The sequence below is a fragment of the Providencia xihuensis genome, from assembly GCF_041953405.1.
GTDB classification, from domain to species: domain Bacteria; phylum Pseudomonadota; class Gammaproteobacteria; order Enterobacterales; family Enterobacteriaceae; genus Providencia; species Providencia vermicola.
Window position 1 is genome coordinate 3,461,923 of record NZ_CP169565.1, and the last position, 24,017, is coordinate 3,485,939.

The window sequence follows — 24,017 nt, forward strand, 5'->3', positions numbered from 1 at the left end:
CCTTTTAACGGTTTAATTTTTCATGTAGCTCAATTAATTCTGTAATCAGTTCGCGAGCTAACATAGCATTCATTAAATGATCTTGAGCATGGACGAGGACTAAACTGACTTTGATTCTGCCCTCCCCCATATCGCTTTCAATGAGCTGAGTTTGTACTTTATGTGCGTCATTCAAAGAAGAGTGAGATTGCTCCATTAAACTTTTTGCCGTTGTGAAGTCCCCCTCTTTGGCCTTTCTTAATGCCGTATAGGCTAAACTTCTTGCTTGCCCTGCATTAATAATTAAGCCCATGACAACTTCTTCTAATTCGTTAGCTGCATCTTCTTGAATATCATCGAGTTCAAACATTTTTTTATCTCTACTTAAATGGGAGGAGCAAGCTCCTCCGTTTTTTAAAACTTCAGTGCATTAGCAATATCTTCTTCGCTTTCTTCTTCATCTATCGTGTTTTGGGCTTTATTCGAAATCACCACAAATGGTAGATAAACCAGAACAGCAACACCAAGGTTAAATAAAGCAAGTAGTAAAGCGGCAATACTTCCATTGGTGTTAAAGAAGGCTGCTAAACCTGTTGGCATTGTCCACGGTGCAATATTGGTCACTGGTGGGATAATCCCTAAAGAATACGCTGCTACCATTATTCCCGCCAATAAAGGCTGAATCAGAATAAATGGAATAAACATAACTGGGTTCATGATGATAGGTAATCCAAAAATAATCGGCTCATTTATTTGGAAAATACCCGCTGGTAACGCTAATTTTGCAACTTGCCGGTGATCTGCACGACGTGAAGCAATAAAGATGGCAATGATCAGCCCTAATGTTGCCCCTGTTCCACCTAAGAAGACGTAGGAATCAAGCATTGGTTTTGCCCACATATGGAAAGATTTACCCGCAGCAATTGCCGCATCGACCGAACCATACTCCGCATATAATGAGACGTTTTCCAGTGCCCATGGCGTCATAATCCCACTATCTAAGGCTGTCAAGGCGAGTGAACCGTGAATACCAAAGAACCACAGCAATGACGTAAATACCACATAGGCCCAACCAACGACATTCCCCATTGATGCAAGAGGAGTCGACACCGTATCCATAATGATTTGGTGGAAATTTGTACTAATACCGCTAGAAAGCGCCCATGACACAATCCCCATTATTGATAAGATAATAAAACCAGGAATAAGTGCAGAGAATGAACGAGAAACAGATGGAGGCACGCTATCAGGTAATTTAATCACCCAGTTACGGCGTACAATAAATGCAAACATTTCGGCAACCACTAACCCTAATATAATACCCGAAATGATATTTGCACCACCTAACCAATTCGCGCCAACGGCATAAGCACCATTCACTTCGTAAGGTGTCACCGTCATAAAAGCAGCAACAGCCAGTAGTCCTGCGGCTAATGGGTCAACTTTTCGCTCTTCAGCTAATGCCATCGAGATAAAAAAGGGCGCCATGAGGGACATGATACCTAGTGTCCCGTTATACACATTCCCCCCAATCACTTTAAATCCATTTAAAGTTTCAATTGTCGATGGTTCTAATCTCACGCCCAATGAGTAGAAGAACGACCCTGCATCAAAGCTTAAAAACACATTATTAATTAATACAAACATTGCCCCGACTAATGTCAGTGGCATAATACGAATAAAACCATTCTTTATTGCATTAACGTGAGGTTGCTTCCCCAATCTAACTGCGAAGGGCAGAAGTACCTTTTCAAGCGAAGTGATAACAAGACTCATAAAAATACCCTCGATTTTTTGAGTGTGCTCCATTCTGAATAGGCTAATCTGCAATGAATAGCGCTAAGGTTGATGGAGTTATTATTGAGTAGAGGTAGCTCTCTAATGTTAATTTGCTGTTTGTTTTTTTATGCTTGCAACGGCTGCTTTTAATACCCCAAGTCCATCCACTTTGCCGTATAACAATGAATCAATCACTTCGACAGGTTTATTTGGCAGTATTTTTTGAATATCCGTTAACATCCAAGCAATTTGTGGACCGAGTAAAACCAAATCTGCATCAACACCTTTTTCACTTGCTAAGCTTTCAGGAAAAGCCTCTATGTTGACGGGTACATCGTATTTTTCTGCCTGTTGCCTCATTTTGTTGACTAACAATGAAGTCGACATGCCAGCAGAACAAAATAAATAGATATTTTTCTTCTTCATTCCTTATCCTTTGATTCGTTCTATTTTTTAGTTACCGCTTAGATTTATAAATTTTTTTTACAGACTTGCGGCTTTTCTTAAATCAACAAACTAAAAATTAAAATTATTTCTAGTTGAATGGAGTATACGGAATTCCCTTAGTTTACGATATTTCATTGTTATCACTAATTGCTCCTGATTGACCAATCGCCATGACAACCTTCACAAAATACGCAAATATTTTGCGACAATAAAAAAGTTATACTGATATCAAAAAAGGAGTATGTGAAGGAGTAAAAAATAGATGCGGTGATTTTTTATTGGAATTTTAAGACGTTAAATAAAAAAGCCCAATATTTCTACTGAGCTTTTTAGGAAGAAAATGCAATCTAAATTATTTGCAAGACGCCGTTTTATCGAATTTAATTTGCCCTGTTTGGACGAATGCAGAGTCAAATTGGCCATCCTCCATTGATGGACGAACGGTATAATAACCTTCAGCCTCAACATATACAGGGGTTCCACCGTCAACCCCCGTTTCCCTATAGGCTTTTTCTAATTCAATACCAGATGCTGAGTATTGACGCCCTGTATCACATTCTGTAAATACTGCGGCATCCGCCATATAGCGATATTTCCCTATTTTTTTACTTGGCTGAACACGGTTTAGCGTATAGTTCAGTTCCGTTTCAATTGGGTTTCCTTCTAAATCCAGCAAAGTGACGGACTCACCATTGTCGGCTTTAGCAAAAAAGGTATTCTCACCTTTCGGATTAGTAGTACGGAGCTTATTACCTTCAAGGTTCCATTTGCCTGCTTCATGGAAGCCGCTATTGCCGTCTTTTGTTCCCAAGTAAATCAATTGTTCTACATAACTGCCATCTTGGTTAACTAACAATGTTGCTTCAATGCCTGAGCAATCTGCACAAGGTAATACCCCAGTATAGACCTGATCAACTGGCGTTGTATTGGTATTTTGCGCACTACTTTGGCAGCCTGCTAATGCCACTGTACCAACCGCCATTAAGACTAATAATAGTGTTTTTTTCATGATAATTCCCTTGAAATCATTCGTTTTTAACTCGTTTACCAATATTAAACATCATAGCATCTCAAGCCATAAAAGAGTGGAAACAGTAACATAATTCAGACATAACTGATAAAAAATACCACGCATTAATTTGATGAATAAGAATTATCTTTTTCATCCAGTAGCGATTATAGTTATTAAAATTACTATGCTATTATCGTACTAAGCATTTTTTTTGCTTGATACAATATGTTCAAGGCGGCAATAACCGCCACTAACACAGTGGTGAGGGAATATGTCTACAGATACTGAATATCAACCTATCAATTGTGATGATTACGAATATCTAGAAATTGCATGCCAACGTCAGTTGAAGTTGCAAATAAAACTTAATGACGGCGAGAATATTGAAGGGCAAGCTAGTGATTTGCTCCTACGAAAAAAAGTCGAGTACCTGATTGTTGAAACACATGAAGGAACCAAGGAGCTACGACTGGATTGCATTAATTCCTTCAGTCATCCTGAAATCGGCACAATTGTTGTCGACCACTCTCACTAATACTCACAATTTGAGTTCTTCTTGCCCCTTATGATGGTCACAGTCATAAGGGGTTTCTTATTATAAGGCTAACTGGAATCTCGATTTCTGCTGCCAATCTATTGCAATCCCCAATAATTCATCATTCATTAACCCTTCAGGTGTGATAAAACAACCCACTGCCGTAATCAGTTGATCATTGTAATAAATCAGTGGAATACGCTCCCGCATCCATGGCGCAATGCCCAGTTCCTGCCATATTTTTTTACTGCTTCTTGAACGGTGCCGCCCCACAATATTAAGAGTGCCTTGCAAACCAAAACGCACAGTCACTTTTTCATCTGGCTCTGGAGGACGGATTTGCCCTTGCCCTTCCATAACCTGTAGTCGCCCAAGTGATCCAGGTAATTCAAACGAAGCGGGATATGACCACGCATATTGCTGTCCCACCAAGTTTTCAACACGTGGAACTACCCACAATACACCTTGGTAACGGCGGACTTCAACCTGCCCTAGACGGCAAACAGGTTCAGCATCTTGTCTGGCTAGCGCCACTTCTTGCCAAATACGCTCTAACTGGTTAAATGGTGGCATCGGGAGTTGATGCAGCCCAATCCAGCGGCGGATCAATGCGTTACGTTTCGCCGAAGAACAGTGCTGTAATTCATCAATAAATAAACCACCTCGGTAATCAATCATACCTTCAAGCGTTTCTTGCAATAACTCATCCAGCAAGGATTCTTGCTCCGCACATAGCAATGCACTTCGAGCAATGGCATTGGACATATGCGGCCAACGGGCAGTTAAACGGGGTAAAATATGCAACCGAAGAAAATTGCGGTCATAACGATCATCTTGGTTGCTATCATCCTCCACCCAAGGTAATTGCTGCTCTTGCATGTAAGCTTCTAAATCGATACGACCGACGGTTAATAATGGGCGCAACAATTGTGTTTGCCCTTGTTGCGTAACAAAGGGCAGAGATTCAGGCATTGATGATAACCCCGCAGGGCCACTTCCACGTTTTAAAGCTAATAAAAATGTTTCTGCTTGGTCATCCAGATGCTGAGCTGTCACCAACACTTCATCAACATCAAGTTCTTCACGGTAAGCCTGATAACGAGCATCCCGCGCAGCGGCCTCGATACCTTTTTCACTAGGATCAATGAAAACAGGGCGGCAGACAAAAGGAATCTCCCATTGTTGGCATAGCTGTGCACAATGCTGCGCCCACGCATTTGCCTTAGTATTTAGGCCATGGTGGACATGGATAGCACGAATAATTAGTGATGAGTCATTATTTTTCTTGAGCTGGCAAAGGGCATGTAACAATACTGTTGAGTCAATTCCACCACTAAACCCAACCAGTATTTTTTTATAATCACCAATTTTTTCACGTACCCGCTCAATGACCTTGGATGATATCTGTTCCATTCATTCGCCCTTTTTAGCTATTGCTGATTGCGGCGTTTTGCACCAACACATAAAACGCCTGAAATAATCACTAACATAACCCCAATAATATATGCGATTTCAAATGGGTCACTTAAAAGTAAAACTAACCACAACACAGATAATACAGGTGATAAAAATACCACTGAGGCAATTTTTGTTGAGTTCCCCGTATTCATTGCTTTAAACCACAAGATATAAGACACACCATTAATAAGTACCCCATTAATCAGCGTCGGCCAAAATGTACTTTGCGATGGCAACTGCATTTCACTAAATGACAATAGGAGAACCAACGAAGTCAATGTCGAGAAGATAAATAACCAGACTGTGCTAATATACGGATCAATAGAATATTGGCGTGAAAATACTGACATTAAAGCAAAGCAAAATGCACCACTAAACACTAACAATAATGCTATTGGGTTATCCACATGCAATTGGGTAATTTGCCCTTTAGTAAACGTGATAATAACGGCAATAAAACCAACCACAACCCCCACAATTTGCCGCCCCGACAATCTGTCTTTTAATAATATTACCGATAAAAGAATAATTATTAGTGGCCAGCTATATTGGATCACCAAAACAGCGATACCATTTTCTATGGAATAACCGTAGTACAATAACAAATAGAAAAGACAATCAAGAAATCCAAGAACAAAGACTTTGCCTAAAATATCTCTAGGTAAAATCAACAATTTGGCAGGTGTATAGCCTGATGCCAGTGCCACCGAGATAACGGCAATGACCGAAATAAGGTTTGACCAAAATAGAAATTGGAAACTATCCATCCCATTTTGCCCAAAGCGTGAAACTATTGGGATAAAGCTCCAAATCAATACGCAAGAAAAAGCATAAATTAAATAATTATATTGTCGCACTGCCATACCTATTTTTTATTATTTGTAGTGAATATTGATAATGTTCAATAAAAAACGGGAGTTAGCAAAAGCGAACTCCCGTTTTATCTAATATAGGGTTTGCTAGAAATTAGCAATAACCGTATTCCATCAAGCGCTGATAACGACGGTCTTTTAATGCATCCGCATCTAAAATTTCCAGTTCGTTAAGGTCTTCAGTGATACGTGCTTTTAGATGTGCGGCTATTTCATCGTAGTTACGATGTGCACCACCTAAAGGCTCAGAAATAACGTTATCAATCAGTTTTAGTTCTTTCAGGCGCGGTGCTGTAATCCCCATCGCTTCAGCCGCTAATGGGGCTTTGTCTGCACTTTTCCACAGAATGGATGCACAACCTTCAGGTGAAATAACGGAATAAGTGCTGTATTGCAGCATGTTCACTTTATCACCCACACCAATGGCTAACGCACCACCAGAGCCGCCTTCGCCAATGACAGTACAAATTACTGGTACAGATAAACGTGACATTTCACGCAGGTTACGTGCTATCGCTTCGGATTGACCACGTTCTTCTGCACCAACACCTGGATAGGCCCCTGGAGTATCAATGAAAGTGATAATCGGCAGATTAAAACGCTCAGCCAGTTCCATCAGGCGCAGCGCCTTACGGTAACCTTCAGGGGCTGGCATACCAAAATTACGACGGATTTTTTCTTTCGTTTCACGCCCTTTTTGGTGCCCGATAATCATCACTGGACGACCCTCTAAACGCGCCAAACCACCGACAATGGCTTTGTCGTCAGCATAAGCACGGTCACCCGCTAATTCTTGGAAGTCCGTGAAAATGCGAGAAATGTAGTCCAGTGTATAAGGACGACGAGGATGACGAGCGAGTTTAGCAATTTGCCAAGCCCCCAGATCAGAGAAAATTTTACGTGTCAGTTCAACACTTTTTTCACGTAAACGAGCAACCTCTTCATCAAGGTTGACCTCTAAGTTGTTATCTTGACGGCTTACGGCTTTTAGAGAATCAATTTTTGCCTCTAATTCCGCAATTGGCTGTTCAAAATCAAGAAAATCCAGACTCATAATATTCCTATTTTAGTCAAATTCTAATTCTACCTGCTCACTACCCAGCAGAGTTCGAAGATCGTTCAGAAGGGGATCCACGGGTGTCACACGCCAAACAACGCCAAATTTAAGCTTGGCTCTGGCATCGTCCTTCTGGTAATACAGATGAACCGGGATAGTGCCCGAACGGTGAGGTTCAAGCGCACTGCGCAACCGGTTCAGTAATTGATCGTTAATTTGTTTATCTGACAGTGAAATCGCAAGTCCGCGTGCATATTTCTCCCTTGCCTCACTAATGTCCATTAACTCACGCACTGTCATTTTATTACCACCATTGAAATCATCAAAGCTGACCTGACCAGTGGCTATCAGGATATTGTCTTTTTCCAACATATGTTGGTATTTATCAAGTGCATCTGAAAATAGCATAATATCCAGACGACCAGAACGATCATCAAGCGTGCAGATACCTATTCTATTCCCACGCTTGGTCGTAATCACTTTAGCTGAAAGTACTAAACCTACCACAGTTGTCACTTGACCACGAGGGGTTGGGTTCACATCTTTTAATCTAAGGCCATTAGTATAGCGTTCTATTTCACTCAAGTATCGCGTTATTGGGTGGCCTGTTAAATATAAGCCTAGGGTTTCCCTTTCCCCATCCAACACCACTTGTTCTGGCCATTTTGGCACGCTTGCGTACGAGCTTTCCACTTGCTCTGGCGCTTCAGCTAATACCCCAAACATATCTGCTTGGCCAATCGCTTCAGCTTTCGCATGTTGATCAGCAGCTTTAAGTGCGTCCTCAAGGGAAGACATCAAAGCCGCACGGTGAGGGCCTAATCGATCAAACGCCCCTGCCATGATCAACTTTTCCATCACGCGGCGGTTAATTTTTTTAATATCAACACGGGCGCAAAGGTCAAAAATTTCTTTGAAAATCCCACCTTGTTGGCGAGCTTCGACGATGGCTTCAATTGGGCCTTCCCCTACCCCTTTGATGGCACCAATTCCGTAAACTATCTCACCTTCATCATTCACATGGAAGTGATAAAGGCCACTATTGATATCTGGCGGTAATACCTTCAAGCCCATTCGCCAGCATTCATCAACTAAACCAACGACTTTTTCTGTATTATCCATATCTGCGGTCATTACCGCGGCCATAAATTCAGCAGGATAGTGTGCTTTTAACCACAGTGTTTGGTAAGAAACCAATGCATATGCTGCGGAATGCGATTTGTTAAACCCATAACCAGCAAATTTCTCTACCAAGTCAAAGATTTTCATCGACAGTTCGCCATCAACACCGTTTTTGATTGAGCCTTCTTCAAAAACAGAGCGCTGCTTCGCCATCTCTTCTGGTTTCTTTTTACCCATGGCTCGGCGCAGCATATCCGCGCCACCAAGAGTATAACCCGCCAGAACCTGCGCAATCTGCATAACTTGCTCTTGGTATAAAATAATACCATAAGTTGGCTCAAGAACAGGTTTTAACGATTCATGTTGCCACTGTACATCAGGGTATGAAATCTCTTCACGGCCATGTTTACGGTCGATAAAGTTATCTACCATGCCTGATTGCAAAGGACCAGGGCGAAATAACGCGACCAGAGCGATCATGTCCTCAAAGCAGTCAGGACGTAACCGCTTAATTAAGTCCTTCATTCCACGGGATTCTAACTGGAACACCGCCGTGGTTTCAGAACGTTGCAGCATATCAAAACTTTTTTGGTCGTGTAATGGAATCGCTGCAATATCAATTGGTTCTAAGTTTTTCTTAGCTCGACGAGCGTTAATCATCTCTAACGCCCAGTTAATGATCGTTAACGTCCGTAAACCAAGGAAGTCGAATTTCACTAACCCAGCATATTCAACGTCGTTTTTGTCGAATTGTGTAACGGGGTTATTCCCTTCTGCATCACAATACAGTGGGGCAAAATCAGTAATTTTTGTTGGTGCGATAACCACACCACCAGCGTGTTTACCTGCGTTTCGAGTCACCCCTTCAAGTTTTCGCGCCATATCAATCAACGCTTTAACTTCTTCATCTGCTTCGTAAATTTCAGGAAGCTGAGGCTCAGCTTCAAAAGCTTTTTCTAATGTCATTCCTGGATCAGGAGGAACTAATTTAGAAATTCTATCCACAAAGCCATAAGGATGCCCAAGGACACGCCCTACGTCACGAATAACCGCTTTTGCCGCCATCGTACCGAAGGTAATAATTTGTGATACCGCATCACGACCATACATTTGCGCCACGTGATCAATAACTTGGTCACGTTTTTCCATACAGAAGTCGACGTCAAAGTCAGGCATTGAAACCCGCTCAGGATTCAAGAAACGCTCAAACAGTAAGTCAAATTCTAATGGATCAAGATCCGTTATTTTAAGGGCATAAGCCACTAATGACCCCGCACCAGACCCCCTTCCAGGCCCAACAGGAACACCGTTATCTTTTGACCATTGGATAAATTCCATCACGATCAAGAAGTAACCAGGGAAGCCCATTTGGTTAATAACATTAAGTTCAATGTCCAGACGCTCATCATATTCAGGACGTTTCTCTGCACGCACTTTTTCGTCAGGGAATAAAAATTCAAGGCGTTCTTCAAGCCCTTCTTTTGACCGCATAACCAAGAAATCTTCGGTTTTCATATCCCCTGTCGGGAATTGCGGTAAGAAGTATTCACCAAGACGAATAGTCACGTTACAACGCTTAGCAATCTCTACACTGTTCTCTAATGCTTCAGGAATGTCGGCAAAAAGCTCGCACATTTCTTCTTCTGTACGTAAGTATTGCTGAGGGCTATAGTTTTTTGGTCTTTTTGGGTCGGCAAGCGTGAATCCATCATGGATGGCGACACGAATTTCGTGGGCATCAAAATCGCTGCTTTCAATAAAGCAGACGTCATTAGTCGCAACGACGGGTAAACCTTTTTTTGTCGCCAATTCGACGGCAGCATGAAGATAGCTTTCTTCATCGGGGCGGCCTGTTCTCACTAACTCAAGGTAATAACAACCTGGAAAATGCGTTTCATAAAATTCAAGACATTCGTCTACAAGAGCTTGGTTGCCGCGCAAGAGAAATTGCCCGACATCCCCTTTACGCCCACCAGAGAGCAAAATAAGCCCATTTTTGTGCTTTGCTAGCCACTCACGCTTAATCGTTGGCCCAATTGCACCATAACCTTTTTGGTAAGCTTCTGAAATCAGCAGAGTCAGGTTTTGATACCCTTCATTATTGCGAGCGAGAACGGTTAGGTGAGAGATTTCATCGCCTAATAACTCACTTTCAACATAAAAATCAGCGCCGATGATCGGCTTGATCCCTGCACCATGAGCAGCACCGTAGAATCTGACTAACCCACAAAGGTTAGTAAAATCAGTAATTGCAAAGGCAGGCATGCCCATCGCCGCGACTTTTTTGACTAATGGGCCTGTTTTAGCGAGCCCATCAATCATTGAGTAGTCACTGTGCACACGCAAATGAATAAAACGAGGTGATGCCATCGATTAAATACCTATTTTTGACTGTCTAAAGCTCGTCTCACAGGAGCAAAGCTTTTACGATGGAATTCGGTTGCACCATACTGCGCCAATTTTTCTAAGTGATATGCGGTTGGGTAGCCTTTATGCTTTGCAAAGCCATATTCTGGAAATGCTTTGTCCAGCTCAACCATCTCCCTATCCCGTACCACTTTCGCTAAAATGGATGCTGCGCTTATTTCTTGCACAAGGCTATCGCCTTTGACCACCGCCTGTGAAGGCATTGGCAGTTCAGGGCAGCGATTGCCATCAATTAAAACAAATTCAGGAACGATAGATAACCCTGCAACGGCACGCTGCATGGCTAACATCGTCGCATGTAATATATTTATTTTATCAATTTCTTCAGGTTCTGCACGACCAATACACCAGCACAACGCTTTTTCTTTAATTTCGTCGAACAGTTTCTCACGTTTCTTTTCGCTGATTTTTTTAGAGTCGGCGAGCCCTGCAATCGGGTTATTCGGGTCAAGGATCACCGCAGCGGTGACTACTGCTCCCACTAATGGCCCGCGTCCGACTTCATCAACGCCAGCAATTAAGTTGGCTTTAGGATATATAAATTCCATTAATTTCTAACCAAATCGAGTACTGCTTGTGCAGCTTGTTTATCTGCATCACAACGAATGAGTTGATGCAGATGTAAAAAAGTTTCTTTTAATTCATCAACTCGCTCCCCCCCTTCCAGTAATGGAAGCAGTTCCTGCGCCAGTTTTTCTGGCTGACACTCTTCTTGCAGCAGTTCTTTGACAATTTCTTTTTCAGCAAGCAGATTTGGCAAGGAAACATACGGGGTTTTGACTAAGCGCTTAGCAAGCCAAAAAGTGAATAGTTTCATTCGGTAACCAACCACCATAGGACATTTAGTTAGCATGCACTCTAGGGCTGCGGTTCCCGATGCTAACAGCGTAGCATCCGCCGCTATCATCGCATCACGGGCTTGCCCATCTAAAATATGCACAGATAATTCAGGCGCAGCAGTGGCTTTTATGGTATCAAATTGCTGACGGCGTTTTGCATTAACTAACGGTACCACAATGTGCAAATCAGGGAAGCGTTGTTGGAGTATTTGCGCCGTTTGTAAAAAATCGGCACTCAACATTTCGACTTCTGAATGGCGACTTCCAGGCAATAATGCGAGGCATTTTGCATTTTCGGGAATGCCGAGGCGTTCTCGCGCAGCAAGTTTATCTGGGTTCAACGGGATCGCATCCGCCATCGTGTGGCCAATAAAGCGACAAGGTACATCGAAACGATCGTAAAACGCTTTTTCGAAGGGTAAAAATGCTAAGACTAAATGAGTGGAGCGACCAATTTTAAATACGCGCTTTTGGCGCCATGCCCAAACGGAAGGGCTAACGTAATGAATGGTTTTAATGCCTTTCGCTTTTAAGCGCCCCTCTAGAGTGATGTTAAAATCAGGGGCATCAATTCCAACAAAAATGTCGGGTTGTAACTGCGTAAAACGCTGGGTCAAGTCTTTACGAATGGATAATAAGCGAGGTAACCGGCCGAGAACTTCAACAATCCCCATCACGGCTAATTCTTCCATTTCGTACCAAGCTTCACAGCCTTCAGCTTGCATCAACGGACCTGCCACACCAACAAAGCGCGCATTAGGCACTTGTTCTTTAAGTGCACGAATAAGCCCCGCACCGAGAATATCACCAGATGTCTCTCCGGCAACAAGGCCAATAGTAAGTGGACGGTTATCAATCACCGAAATTCGCTCCTTAATAAAGGCCTAGTCACGTTAAGCACATTACCTTGTGATTAACGGATAATACCACGCTTAGATTGTGCAGAATCTTCTAAGAAATCACTAAACACTTTAACATGTTCGTTTACTTTTGCCGCTTCTGCGATTTCTTCACGTGCTTCTTCTAATGATTTACCTGAACGATACAACGTCTTGTATGCATTACGAATAGCATGAAGTGATTCTTTTTCAAAACCACGACGTTTTAAACCTTCAAGGTTTAAGCCAAATGGTGTTGCATGGTTACCTTGTGCGATAACATAAGGAGGTACATCTTGCGCCACACCAGAGCAACCACCAACCATAACATGAGCACCAATTTTACAAAATTGATGAACCGCAGTCATGCCACCAATAATCGCGTAATCGCCTAACGTGACATGGCCACCAAGGGTTCCGTTATTTGCAATAATGCAGCGATTACCAATGATACAATCGTGAGCTATATGCACGTTAACCATCAATAGGTTATCGTCACCCACTTTTGTTAGGCCAGTATCTTGGACGGTACCACGGTGGATCGTTACGCTTTCTCTAATGCGGTTTCTATCACCAATTTCAACACGAGTTGGTTCGCCTTGGTACTTCAAGTCTTGGTTAATTTCACCAATTGAAGCAAACTGGAAAATGACATTATCGCGGCCAATTTTAGTATGGCCATTAACAACAACGTGAGATTTCAGCTCAGTGCCTTCGCCAATTTCAACATTCGCGCCAATATAACAAAAAGGGCCAATACGCACATTGGCTCCAATAATCGCACCCTCTTCAACAATGGAGGAAGGATGGATATAGGCAGTATTGTCAATCATATCAGACCTCACGGCGACGGGCGCACATCATTTCTGCTTCGCAGGCCACTTCTCCATCAACTTTTGCAACGCCTTTAAAACGTGCGACTCCGCGACGTTCTTTAATAAATTCAACTTCTAAGACCATTTGGTCCCCAGGTAGAACAGGACGTTTAAAACGTGCATTGTCTATCGCTGCAAAATAATACAGTTCACCTGGCTCTAATTTTCCAACGCTTTTAAATGCAAGAATACCCGTTGCTTGCGCCATCGCTTCTAAAATTAAAACACCTGGGAAAATTGGTTTACCAGGAAAATGCCCTTGGAAAAATGGCTCGTTGAAGGAAACATTTTTAACTGCACGCAAAGATTTGCCTTCTTCAAAATCCAATACACGGTCAACCAAAAGGAATGGGTAACGGTGTGGAAGGAGCTCTAAAATTTCTTCAATATTCAGAGTATGATTATCACTCATCGAAATACTCTTCCTGTCTATTAATACGATTATTATTAACGAATCGGCCTGCTTTAACCTTAAATTAGGTTAACTGGCAGGCCGGAAAACGTAACTCAGATAACTATTTTAGCCTGAATTACAAAATGATTACTGATTTTTTTGATTTTGGCTATCTAATTCACGTTCAACATTTTTCAGGCGCTTATTCATCTCATTGATACTTAAGACTAAAGCAGCTGTTTTACGCCAAACTTTATTAGGTTGTAAAGGGATGCCTGAAGAGTAAACACCTGGTTCAGTGATAGGACGCATGACCATTCCCATTCCCGTTACTGTGACCTTATCGCAAATTTCCATATGGCCATTGATCACACTCGCGCCACCAATCATACAGTAACGACCGATTTTTAAGCTGCCAGCCATAATTACACCACCAGCAACTGCGGTATTATCACCAATAATGACATTATGTGCAATTTGGCACTGGTTATCGATAATAACCCCATTACCTATCACTGTATTGTCGAGTGCGCCCCGGTCAATTGTTGTACTTGCGCCGATCTCAACGCGATCGCCGATGATCACTGTGCCTAATTGCGGGATTTTGATCCAATTACCGCGATCATTTGCATAGCCAAAGCCATCTGACCCGATCACAGTACCAGATTGCACTAAGCAGTGTTCGCCAATTTCAATATTGTGGTAAACGCTGACATTTGCCCATAAACGGGTGCCTGCCCCAATACGCGTGTTTTTACCCACAAAGCAACCTGCGCCAATCACCACGTTATCACCCAGTACAACACCACTTTCGATAACGGCATTTGCGCCAATTGCAATATTTTTACCGAGTGTTGCATCACTTGCAATCACTGCGGATGCATGAATATCTTCTGCCGGGCTTGGCGTGGTATCCATGATTTGAGCCATCCGTGCATAGGCTAAGTACGGGTTATCAACAACCAGTGCTGCTACTTTGCAGGATTCGAGATCTTTTGCTGTGAGGACCACCGCGGCAGCTTGGCAATCGGCCAATTTATCGCTGTAACGGCTATCAGATAAAAAAGTTATCTGTTGATTATTCGCTGAATGCATAGGCGCAATACTGGTGATGACGGTATCGCCATCACCATGTAATTGTGCATTCAACTGCTGAGCAAGGTCAGCCAATCGAATTGAAGACATCTATTATTTAACCTGTTTTTGAACCTGACTCGTGATGTCGATGCTATCTTTTGCATACGCAACTGCGTTTGCATCGATAACGACATCGTAGCCTTCTTTAGCGGCAACAGACTTAATAGAGTCCTGAATACGAGTTAAAATCTTATTACGCTCTTCACCTTGACGACGACGGTTGTCTTCTTCAAATTTCTGCGCTTTTTCAGCAAAAGTGTCACGTTTAGTCATGAGTTCGGATTCAAGCTTTTCGCGCTCGCTTTGCTTCATGGTAGCACCATCGCGACGCAGTTTTTCTACGCGCGATTGCAGGTCTTTTTCCAAATTCTGCAATTCAGTTGCACGGCTTTTGAATTCGCTTTCAAGCTGTTTAGCAACGGCTTCACGCGCAGGCATATTTTGGAAAATTTCACCAACGTTTACGATAGCGATTTTTTCAGCATAAGCCCCCGCAGACATTGCTAAAGCAATACTCACACCCGCTGCACACAACAATTTTTTCACACTAAACTCCTTAGCCCATATGTATGGTTGGAAATTTTGGTTGCCCCCATAAAATTATGGGAGCCTTCATAGATAGAAACTAGACTAGATTACCACGTTCTACCAATATTAAATTGGAACTGTTCTGATTTATCCCCTTCGTAGTCCTTAATCGGCTGCGCATAAGAGAAGACCAGTGGTCCAAGTGGGGACATCCATTGTAAAGCCACACCCGCTGAAGCACGGACATTGGATGCCTTACCGTAGTCAGGCATACCCGCACGCCAATCGGATGGAATACTATTCCAGTTAGTGTCCCATACAGTACCTGCATCAACGAAAAGAGAGGTACGAACCGAGTTCGAATATTTCTCATCGAGGAACGGTGTAGGGGTAATTAACTCAAATGATGCTGCATACATGGCGTTACCACCTACTGCATCACTCGATGGGCTACCTGGCTCAGGGCCATCAATACCATTAACCTTCTTCAAATAAACCGCTTTTGGACCGATATTGTTCGAGCGGAAACCACGAATGGTACTCGAACCACCCGCATAGAAGTTTTCATAGAATGGCATTTGCTTGCTGCCGATACCATCACCATAACCTGCTTGAGCACGACCCAGTACAACCCATGTTTCATCTTCATCTAATGGGTAGTACTGCGCAGTATCAAAACGTAATTTATAGTATTCGTTATCGGAGCCAGGAATAGTCACTTTACCAGAGACATTCGTTTTATTACCTGAAGTTGGGAAGAAACCACGGTTTAACGAGTTGTATGTCCAGCCTAAGTTAAGCGTAAAGTCATCCGCATCAAAACTTTCTTTATTACGGCCATTTTCTGTGATTGGTGGATTTTTACCCATAGAATCAAGGTAATCCCACATCGCAGCTTGCGCACGCATATCAGATAGTTTGTTATGAACATAACCCGCTCCCACACGGAAAGAGTTATTTTCATTGAATGGGAAGCTTAAGAAACTATCTAAGCCATACGTTTTGTTGTTATAGCCAGACAGGTCAGCATCTTTCGCACTAAAGTCGTTATAGAAAATACGACCACCCAAGCTCACACCATTAACAGTGAAGTAAGGGTCAGTAAAGGAGAACTCAACGTTAGTTGAATAGTCATTTTTACTTGCGTTGATACCAACCGCGTTACCTGTACCTAACCAGTTATCCTGTGTAACACCGACTTGGAAGCTCACGCCACTTTCTGTACCAAAACCGATACCGAAGTTCATCGAGCCTGTATTACGTTCTTTAACTTTATAGATAACATCAACTTGATCAGGGCTGCCTGGCACACGCTGAGTTTCAACATCAACAGTTTCGAAATACCCTGTACGATTCAGACGTTCTTTACCAAGCTCGACAAGGTCATTCCCCAGCCATGCTCCTTCCATTTGACGCATTTCGCGACGTAGGACAGTATCTTTACTGGTGTCATTACCTTGGAAACGAATTTCACGAACGTAGAAACGGTTACCTGCATCAATATTCAGATGTAATTTAACTGTTTTATCGGTGTCGTTAATTTCAGGCTGAGTCATCACTCGTGGATAGGCATAACCATAACGACCAAACAATTCTTTGATCTGGTTTTCCATCCGCGTCACTTGCGCACCATTGTATAACTCACCTGGTGTAATTGTGATCAGCTCTTTGATTTCATTTAAATGTTCAGCCGTATTACCATTAATTTCAACGCCAGAAATTTTGTACTGGTCGCCTTCAGTAATGTTAATCGTGATGTAAATACCTTTTTTGTCTGGGGTCAGACTGACTTGTGTTGAGTCAATATTAAAGCGTGCATAACCGCGATCAAGATAGAAACTGCGCAGCGTTTCTAAATCACCTGCCAGTTTTTGCTTCTGATATTTTTGGTCAGCCGCAAGGTTCCACCATGGGACATCATCACGTAATTGCAGCTTGTTAACCAATTCAGCAGTCGTGTAGTTTTTGTTCCCCACAATGTTAATCTGCTGAATTTGCGCAGAAACACCTTCGGAGAATACAAATTTTAAATCCACACGATTACGCGGTAATGGCGTCACAACGGCTTTCACTGTCGCGTTGTATTTACCCACACTGTAGTAAAAGTCTTCTAAGCCTTTTTCAATATTCGCGATTGTCGTGCGGTCAAGTGCCTCACCTACGCGAATATTTGAAGCCTCCAAGTTCTGCTTGAGCATATCGTCTTTAACAGATTTATTACCTGTAAACGTGATGCTTGCGATGGTTGGCCGCTCTTTAACTTGAACGATCAGCGTGTTTCCATCACGCAGGACCCTAACATCTTCGAAGTTACCCGTTGAAAATAGTGAACGAATCGAACGACTGATATCGTCGTTATCAATCGAATCACCAACCCTAACTGGCATGTTCAATAATGCTGCACCAACGGCGACGCGTTGTAGACCTTCGAAACGAATGTCTTTAACTACGAATCCGTCTGAACCGTATGCAGTGGCGCTGCCTAGAAGCAGCGACGCTATGAGCAACTTTTTCATCGCCATCGTTGTTATGCGTATTCCTTACTGGTCCCCAGCTTACAAAATTAGAAGCGAGAGAAATCATTAAAAAGTGCAAGTCCCATTAACAGAATCAATGCCATTGCACCTATCCGAAAACTAAAGTCTTGTACTCGCTCAGACACTGGACTTCCCTTAATTTTTTCAATTAATAAGAAGAGCAAATGCCCCCCATCTAAAACAGGCAATGGAAACAGATTGATGATACCTAAATTCACGCTAATAAGCGCAATAAACATCAAATAATATACCAAGCCTGATTCGGCTGATACCCCCGCTCCTTTCGCGATAGATATCGGACCGCTTAAGTTATTGAGTTTGACATCCCCAACAACTAATTTACCCATCATGTTGACCGTTAGCTTCATCAACTGCCACGTTTTATCACTTGCTTGGTAAAACGCAGAAAATGGCCCGTATTGCTGAACCATTTTATATTCATCTGCCAACGGTAACACTGAAAGTTCCACCCCCGCAAATCCAATTTTCTCACCACGCTGCCCATCTTGGCTGTCTGGCGTTAAGGTGAGTGAAATACGTTGTGAAGAACGTTCAATTTCTAATTTTAACGGTGTTCCCGGATTCATACGAATAATTCGAGTCACAGGATTCCAATACCCAAGTTCCTCACCGTTAACACTCACAATTCTATCGCCTGGAATTAAGCCCGCGCGTTCACCAGCTTGACCCGCTGTTACTTTTTGAATCACAGGGTCAATTCTGACTGAAACTGGCATAATACCCAGTGACAAAATCGGATCTTGCTTTTCAGGATCAAATTTCCAGTCAGTTAAATCAACTGTTTTGGTTATGGGTTCACTATACCCTTGTGGCAACACTTGCGCAGTTAACTCGCGATCACCTATTTTGCCAACTAATGCTAAGCGCGCCGAATTCCAATCAGGTGTTTCGATACCATCAATGGATTTTAGTTCCATTTTGGGTTCAAAATTCGCAACTGCTGCAATCGAACCAGGTTTTATATCCTCAATAACTGGCTTAACAGAAGGAACACCAATCATAAAGACTATCCAGTAGACAACAATAGCTAACAAAAAGTTCGCAATTGGGCCAGCACTAATAATTGCCGCACGTTGCCCTACCGTTTTATTGTTAAATGCTTCATGTCGGCGTTCAGGAGAAACGTCACCAACACGTTCATCCAACATTTTGACATAACCGCCCAGCGGGATTAACGCAAGGACAAACTCAGTACCGTGTTTATCTACTTTACGCCACAACGTTTTACCAAAGCCAATGGAGAAACGCTCAACATAAACGCCACAGCGACGTGCAACCCAATAATGGCCAAATTCGTGTACGGTTATCAGCACACCAATTGCAATAATAAATGCCGCTAAGCTCCAAATAAATCCCATTTATCTTCCTACAGCCCAAAGCCGTTAAAAATTAACAAATTCAGCCCAGCAAACACTGGAATTGCTGCAGTTAAGCTATCAATACGGTCAAGGATACCACCGTGACCAGGGATTAAATGACTACTATCTTTAATACCAGATTGGCGCTTAAACATACTTTCCGTTAAATCGCCAAATACAGATACTACAACAACAATAATTGAAGTCACTAGCAAATAATCTGGCATAGCAGGGATTGGCGCATATGCACTAAATACCCAAGAAATAATCCCAGCTGTGATTAAACCACCAACGAGGCCTTCCCACGTTTTGCCTGGCGAGACTTTTGGGGCCATTTTATTACGGCCAATCGTACGACCAAAGGCATAAGCACCAGAGTCTGCCCCCCATACCAATAACATGACATACAGTAGCCACCATGCACCAATAGCGGTGTCATTCTGGTAGCCCACGGTACGTAGTGCCATCATTCCGCAGTAGAAAGGGATTATGGTTAATACCCCAAATAATAAGCGAATAATAACAGATTTACCCCATGACGCTGATGCTGGATAAGTGACAACAAGGATAATAGCAACAACCCACCAGACCAGCCCTGCCCATAGTCCATAAAGGATCATTGGCGCATTGGATAATACCGTGATGTCAGGGATTGAAAATTGTATTGCAAGTAATATTGCAGCAAAAACAACTGCTAAGCTAATTCGTTTAACCTGTGAGTGCCATCCTGCAAATTGTGCCCATTCCCAAGCACCTAGTGCAGAAACAGCAATCACAACTAAACCAAAATTCGCTGGAGAAAGAAAAAACAACGCCGCAATAACAATTGGTATCAATACTATCGCAGTAAGCAAACGATATTTCAGCACATCTATCCCCTATTCTTTGACGAGTTCGTCATCTGATTCAGCCCCACCATAACGACGCTCGCGCTTACTAAATGCATCAACCGCATCCTGAAACACCATTTCATCAAAATCTGGCCACAAAACGTTGGTGAAATAAAATTCCGCATAAGCGACTTGCCATAATAGGAAGTTGCTAATTCGATGTTCTCCCCCTGTTCTGATGACTAAGTCGACATTCTCTTGGTCATGCATACAGATTGAGTTATTAATAGAGTCTTCACTGATATCATCAATAGACAGCTCACCACTTTGCACTTTTGCAAAGATTTGCTTCACACTATTGGCGATATCCCAGCGCCCACCATAGTTCGCTGCAATATTTAATATTAAGCCTGTATTGTTTTGCGTCAGTGCTTCTGCTTTATCAATGCGTTTTCTAAGACGCTCGCTAAAACGGTCAATATCCCCTATCACTTTTAATTTAACATTGTTCTTGTGTAGGTTTTTGACTTCATTATCGAGTGCAAAAACGAATAATTCCATCAACGAACTGACTTCTTTTTCAGGCCTTCGCCAATTTTCACTGCTAAATGCATAAAGCGTGAGCGAGCTGATTTTATTTTTTACCGCAAAACGCACAGAATTACGTACAGATTCAACACCTGCCTTATGGCCTGTTATTCTGAGTTTTCCTCTCTGTTTTGCCCATCGCCCATTACCATCCATAATGATAGCGACATGCTTAGGCATCATCGATTCAGAGAGATTTTCACCACTAGAGTTCATTAAATGTTAATCCTTGTAAGTACCGCTTTGAGAATACCACTCAATAATAACCACTATTATTAAGTTTGCTGATAAGACACATCCTTAATTCTCTGCTAAATACTAGGTTATCTTTCTTTTTTTAAACGCATCACATATTAAAGATAAATTATGGTTATCAGCAACTAAATAAATCACATACCAAGCTTAAACTGTCTGAGCGATTATTTTTATCGCATCACGACGTGCACATTCATCGATTTCTAAGACCTCTTCAATAGAAACAGGTTCAGAAAAAACTTGGTTTTCTAGGATTTTGTGATTAATTTTCGCGATATCTGTAAAACGAATTTTCCCTTCAAGGAACGCCGCTACCGTCATTTCATTTGCCCCATTCAGTGCTGTTGTCGCTGCTTGCCCTTGATGACACGCATCAATAGCAAGTTTCAAACAAGGGTAGCGCTGATAATCAGGTTGCACAAATGTTAACGATGAAAGGCTAGAGAAATCAAGCGGTTTTGCGCCTGACATAATACGCTGTGGGTAAGCCATGCTATACGAAATTGGGGTGCGCATATCAGGGGTACCAAGCTGTGCGATGACACTGCCATCACGATATCTCACCATTGAGTGGATCACCGATTGCGGGTGAATAATCACTTCCATCTGATCAGCATTTGCATTGAAGAAATAACAGGCTTCAATATATTCTAGCCCTTTATTCATCATAGTCGCTGAATCAACTGAAATTTTACGTCCCATCGACCAATTCGGGTGATTACACGCTTCATCTGGCGTCACGTTATCAAAGTGCGATAGTGGTGTATCTCTAAATGGGCCACCTGAGCCTGTTAAAACAATACTGGAAATACCTGAAGCCGTTAAATCAGCAAAACCTAAGTTGAGCTGAATAATTTCAGGTAAACTTTGGAAGATAGCATTATGCTCACTATCAATTGGAAAGACTGAGGCATTATGTTGTCGAATCTCATTAAAGAATAAGCGGCCACTGGTAATTAAAGACTCTTTATTCGCTAATAATATTCTTTTACCTTTGCGGATCGCCGCCAAGGTGGGTAATAGCCCAGCAACACCCGTGATTGCTGACATTACTTGGTCTGCCTCATCAAGGCCTGCAAGGTCAATTGCTGCTTGTTTGCCCGACAACACTTCTGTTTTGTTATTATTCTCAGATAAAATTGTCCGTAATGCCTTCGCCGATAACTCATCCGCCATGGCGGCATATTTCGGATTAAACTCAAGACACTGCTTTGCCATTTCGGCAACATTTTTACCTGCAACAAGGGCAAGAACTTGGAATTTTTCAGGATTTTGACGAACAACAGAAAGTGTATTAGTACCAATTGAACCTGTTGAACCCAGGACTGTCAGACGTTTCATAGTGATCGGATACTCTGTATTAATTCAATACTGAGATTATATCAGCTTAGTGATAAGAAAGGATTTTTTAATGGGTACGAAAAATAATAAAGCCACGCTAACGCACACTTTTACAGTTTGCATTGGTGGCTTTATCATCATAATGGATTAAAACTCCATCAATTCTGCTTCTTTTTGCGCTAATGATTCATCAACTTTCTTGATGTAGCTATCAGTCAGCTTTTGAATGTCATCTTGTGAACGACGCTCATCATCTTCACTAATTTCTTTATCTTTTAGCAGCGCTTTTACTTTGTCATTAGCGTCACGACGCACGTTACGAACAGCGATACGACCTTGCTCCGCTTCACCACGAACCACTTTAATTAAGTCTTTACGACGTTCTTCCGTTAACGGAGGAAGCGGAACACGGATAACAGTGCCAGCAGAAGATGGGTTCAAGCCTAAATCAGACGCCATAATCGCTTTTTCAATCGCAGGTGACATGCTACGGTCAAAAACAGAAATAGCTAATGTACGTGAATCTTCAACCGTCACGTTAGCTAATTGGCGCAATGGTGTCGCTGAGCCATAATATTCAACAGTGATACCATCTAATAAACTTGGAGATGCACGGCCTGTACGAACTTTGCTGATTTGGTTTTTGAATGCTTCAAGGCTCTTTTCCATACGGTCTTGAGCATCTTTTTGGATTTCGTTAATCACGTTTTCAACCCTTAAGAACTGATTATTAAAGGCCGCAATGCGACCTCGCTTAAATTGTCTGAATTTATCTTAGATAATACATTTAAACTCAGGCTGTGTCTCTGAGTATTAGTTGTGAGAAATCAGAGTACCTTCGTTTTCGCCCATGACAACACGGCGTAATGCACCTGGTTTATTCATATTGAAAACACGAATTGGTAAGTTATGATCGCGAGCTAATGTGAAGGCAGCTAAGTCCATCACTTTTAATTCACGTTCCAAAACCTCTTGATAATTCAGGTTTTCATATAATACAGCATCAGGGTCTTTTGCTGGATCAGCTGAATAGACGCCATCAACTTTTGTGGCTTTTAACACAACATCCGCTTCAATTTCAATACCGCGTAAACACGCTGCAGAGTCTGTTGTAAAGAATGGATTACCTGTTCCCGCAGAAAAAATAACAACACGGCCGTGACGTAGCAAGCTGATGGCTTCCGCCCAGCTGTAATTATCACAGACGCCGTTTAATGGAATAGCAGACATCAGTCTTGCATTCACATAAGCACGGTGCAAAGCATCGCGCATAGCGAGTCCGTTCATCACCGTGGCTAACATACCCATGTGGTCACCGACAACACGGTTCATACCAGCTTGTGCCAAACCAGCACCACGAAACAGGTTACCACCGCCAATAACCACACCGACCTGTATACCCAGTTCTATGAGTTCTTTGATTTCCTGAGCCATACGATCTAAAACGCTAGCATCGATACCAAAACCTTCTGCGCCTTGTAAGGCTTCGCCACTTAATTTAAGCAGAATACGCTGATAAACGGGTTTTGCATTGGTAGCCATGGTGTTCTGTCCTAACAGATTATTTATTGGGGTAACATACGCAGAACACACAGGTTCTACATACCTAAATTTGAATAGATTTTTAAACCTTAATTACCCACGTAATATTTCAAGCCAAAAGATAACGTTGATGGTCTCTCATACCCGCTAACTCATGTTTGTTTACTTGAAAGAAACGTGAATAAAACAGAGCCGCCAATTGGCGG

At 42.3% G+C, this 24,017-nt stretch carries 22 protein-coding genes; 1 reads left to right on the forward strand and 21 read right to left on the reverse strand.

Annotated elements, in window-relative coordinates:
• Nucleotides 1–4: 4 nt before the first annotated feature.
• The 4 genes from chbA to nlpE form a co-directional block, all read right to left on the reverse strand.
• On the reverse strand, nt 5–349 hold the full coding sequence (chbA, locus tag ACE2AL_RS15610; RefSeq protein WP_206083766.1) for a PTS N,N'-diacetylchitobiose transporter subunit IIA: 345 nt from the start codon (nt 347–349) through the stop codon (nt 5–7).
• A 44-nt stretch (nt 350–393) separates the two neighbouring features.
• Nucleotides 394–1,755: a PTS N,N'-diacetylchitobiose transporter subunit IIC gene (gene chbC, locus ACE2AL_RS15615; RefSeq protein ID WP_272539783.1), complete on the reverse strand. Its 1,362-nt coding sequence runs from the start codon at nt 1,753–1,755 to the stop codon at nt 394–396.
• A gap of 108 nt (nt 1,756–1,863) precedes the next feature.
• Nucleotides 1,864–2,184, reverse strand: a complete 321-nt coding sequence (locus ACE2AL_RS15620) for a PTS sugar transporter subunit IIB (protein ID WP_206083764.1) — start codon at nt 2,182–2,184, stop codon at nt 1,864–1,866.
• Nucleotides 2,185–2,557: 373 nt separating this feature from the next.
• A complete protein-coding gene (nlpE, locus tag ACE2AL_RS15625) occupies nt 2,558–3,214 on the reverse strand; it encodes an envelope stress response activation lipoprotein NlpE (protein ID WP_206083763.1) in 657 nt (218 codons plus the stop codon).
• A 274-nt stretch (nt 3,215–3,488) separates the two neighbouring features.
• Here nlpE and rof point away from each other — a divergent pair, with 274 nt between their 5' ends.
• A complete protein-coding gene (gene rof / locus ACE2AL_RS15630; protein WP_042848970.1) occupies nt 3,489–3,752 on the forward strand; it encodes a Rho-binding antiterminator in 264 nt (87 codons plus the stop codon).
• Nucleotides 3,753–3,812: 60 nt separating this feature from the next.
• Here the strand turns inward: rof and tilS are convergent, their stop codons facing one another.
• The 17 genes from tilS to pyrH form a co-directional block, all read right to left on the reverse strand.
• Nucleotides 3,813–5,165, reverse strand: coding sequence for a tRNA lysidine(34) synthetase TilS (gene tilS, locus ACE2AL_RS15635; protein ID WP_353166864.1), 1,353 nt, complete (start codon nt 5,163–5,165; stop codon nt 3,813–3,815).
• A 17-nt stretch (nt 5,166–5,182) separates the two neighbouring features.
• The gene (locus ACE2AL_RS15640) at nt 5,183–6,067 is read right to left on the reverse strand and encodes a DMT family transporter (protein ID WP_353166867.1); all 885 of its coding nucleotides are present in this window, start codon (nt 6,065–6,067) and stop codon (nt 5,183–5,185) included.
• A 109-nt stretch (nt 6,068–6,176) separates the two neighbouring features.
• Nucleotides 6,177–7,136, reverse strand: coding sequence for an acetyl-CoA carboxylase carboxyl transferase subunit alpha (gene accA / locus ACE2AL_RS15645; RefSeq protein WP_206083760.1), 960 nt, complete (start codon nt 7,134–7,136; stop codon nt 6,177–6,179).
• A 12-nt stretch (nt 7,137–7,148) separates the two neighbouring features.
• Nucleotides 7,149–10,631 carry a DNA polymerase III subunit alpha gene (gene dnaE, locus ACE2AL_RS15650; RefSeq protein WP_375083667.1) on the reverse strand — a complete coding sequence of 1,161 codons (3,483 nt, stop codon included), beginning with the start codon at nt 10,629–10,631 and terminating at the stop codon, nt 7,149–7,151.
• Between the two features lie 11 nt (nt 10,632–10,642).
• Entirely contained in the window at nt 10,643–11,236 is a 594-nt protein-coding gene (rnhB, locus tag ACE2AL_RS15655) for a ribonuclease HII (protein ID WP_206083758.1), read from the reverse strand.
• Nucleotides 11,236–12,384, reverse strand: a complete 1,149-nt coding sequence (gene lpxB / locus ACE2AL_RS15660) for a lipid-A-disaccharide synthase (RefSeq protein WP_375084319.1) — start codon at nt 12,382–12,384, stop codon at nt 11,236–11,238. The genes rnhB and lpxB overlap by 1 nt, the downstream gene beginning before the upstream one ends.
• Nucleotides 12,385–12,440: 56 nt before the next feature.
• Entirely contained in the window at nt 12,441–13,238 is a 798-nt protein-coding gene (gene lpxA / locus ACE2AL_RS15665; protein ID WP_206083757.1) for an acyl-ACP--UDP-N-acetylglucosamine O-acyltransferase, read from the reverse strand.
• 1 nt (nt 13,239) lies between these two features.
• The gene (gene fabZ / locus ACE2AL_RS15670; RefSeq protein WP_047756012.1) at nt 13,240–13,692 is read right to left on the reverse strand and encodes a 3-hydroxyacyl-ACP dehydratase FabZ; all 453 of its coding nucleotides are present in this window, start codon (nt 13,690–13,692) and stop codon (nt 13,240–13,242) included.
• 129 nt (nt 13,693–13,821) lie between these two features.
• Nucleotides 13,822–14,859 (reverse strand): UDP-3-O-(3-hydroxymyristoyl)glucosamine N-acyltransferase, encoded by a 1,038-nt coding sequence (lpxD, locus tag ACE2AL_RS15675; protein WP_206083756.1) that lies wholly within the window; start codon nt 14,857–14,859, stop codon nt 13,822–13,824.
• Between the two features lie 3 nt (nt 14,860–14,862).
• Nucleotides 14,863–15,357, reverse strand: a complete 495-nt coding sequence (gene skp, locus ACE2AL_RS15680) for a molecular chaperone Skp (protein WP_206083755.1) — start codon at nt 15,355–15,357, stop codon at nt 14,863–14,865.
• An 89-nt stretch (nt 15,358–15,446) separates the two neighbouring features.
• Nucleotides 15,447–17,861, reverse strand: a complete 2,415-nt coding sequence (gene bamA / locus ACE2AL_RS15685) for an outer membrane protein assembly factor BamA (RefSeq protein WP_349415601.1) — start codon at nt 17,859–17,861, stop codon at nt 15,447–15,449.
• Nucleotides 17,862–17,902: 41 nt separating this feature from the next.
• The gene (gene rseP / locus ACE2AL_RS15690) at nt 17,903–19,255 is read right to left on the reverse strand and encodes a sigma E protease regulator RseP (protein WP_206083753.1); all 1,353 of its coding nucleotides are present in this window, start codon (nt 19,253–19,255) and stop codon (nt 17,903–17,905) included.
• Between the two features lie 8 nt (nt 19,256–19,263).
• On the reverse strand, nt 19,264–20,124 hold the full coding sequence (gene cdsA, locus ACE2AL_RS15695) for a phosphatidate cytidylyltransferase (RefSeq protein WP_206083752.1): 861 nt from the start codon (nt 20,122–20,124) through the stop codon (nt 19,264–19,266).
• 9 nt (nt 20,125–20,133) lie between these two features.
• Nucleotides 20,134–20,889 (reverse strand): isoprenyl transferase, encoded by a 756-nt coding sequence (locus ACE2AL_RS15700; protein WP_206083751.1) that lies wholly within the window; start codon nt 20,887–20,889, stop codon nt 20,134–20,136.
• Nucleotides 20,890–21,075: 186 nt separating this feature from the next.
• Complete coding sequence (gene ispC / locus ACE2AL_RS15705) at nt 21,076–22,269, reverse strand: 1-deoxy-D-xylulose-5-phosphate reductoisomerase (RefSeq protein ID WP_206083750.1); 1,194 nt, start codon at nt 22,267–22,269, stop codon at nt 21,076–21,078.
• 147 nt (nt 22,270–22,416) lie between these two features.
• Nucleotides 22,417–22,974: a ribosome recycling factor gene (gene frr / locus ACE2AL_RS15710; RefSeq protein ID WP_206083749.1), complete on the reverse strand. Its 558-nt coding sequence runs from the start codon at nt 22,972–22,974 to the stop codon at nt 22,417–22,419.
• Nucleotides 22,975–23,082: 108 nt separating this feature from the next.
• On the reverse strand, nt 23,083–23,811 hold the full coding sequence (gene pyrH / locus ACE2AL_RS15715) for a UMP kinase (protein ID WP_206083748.1): 729 nt from the start codon (nt 23,809–23,811) through the stop codon (nt 23,083–23,085).
• Between the last annotated feature and the right edge of the window lie 206 nt (nt 23,812–24,017).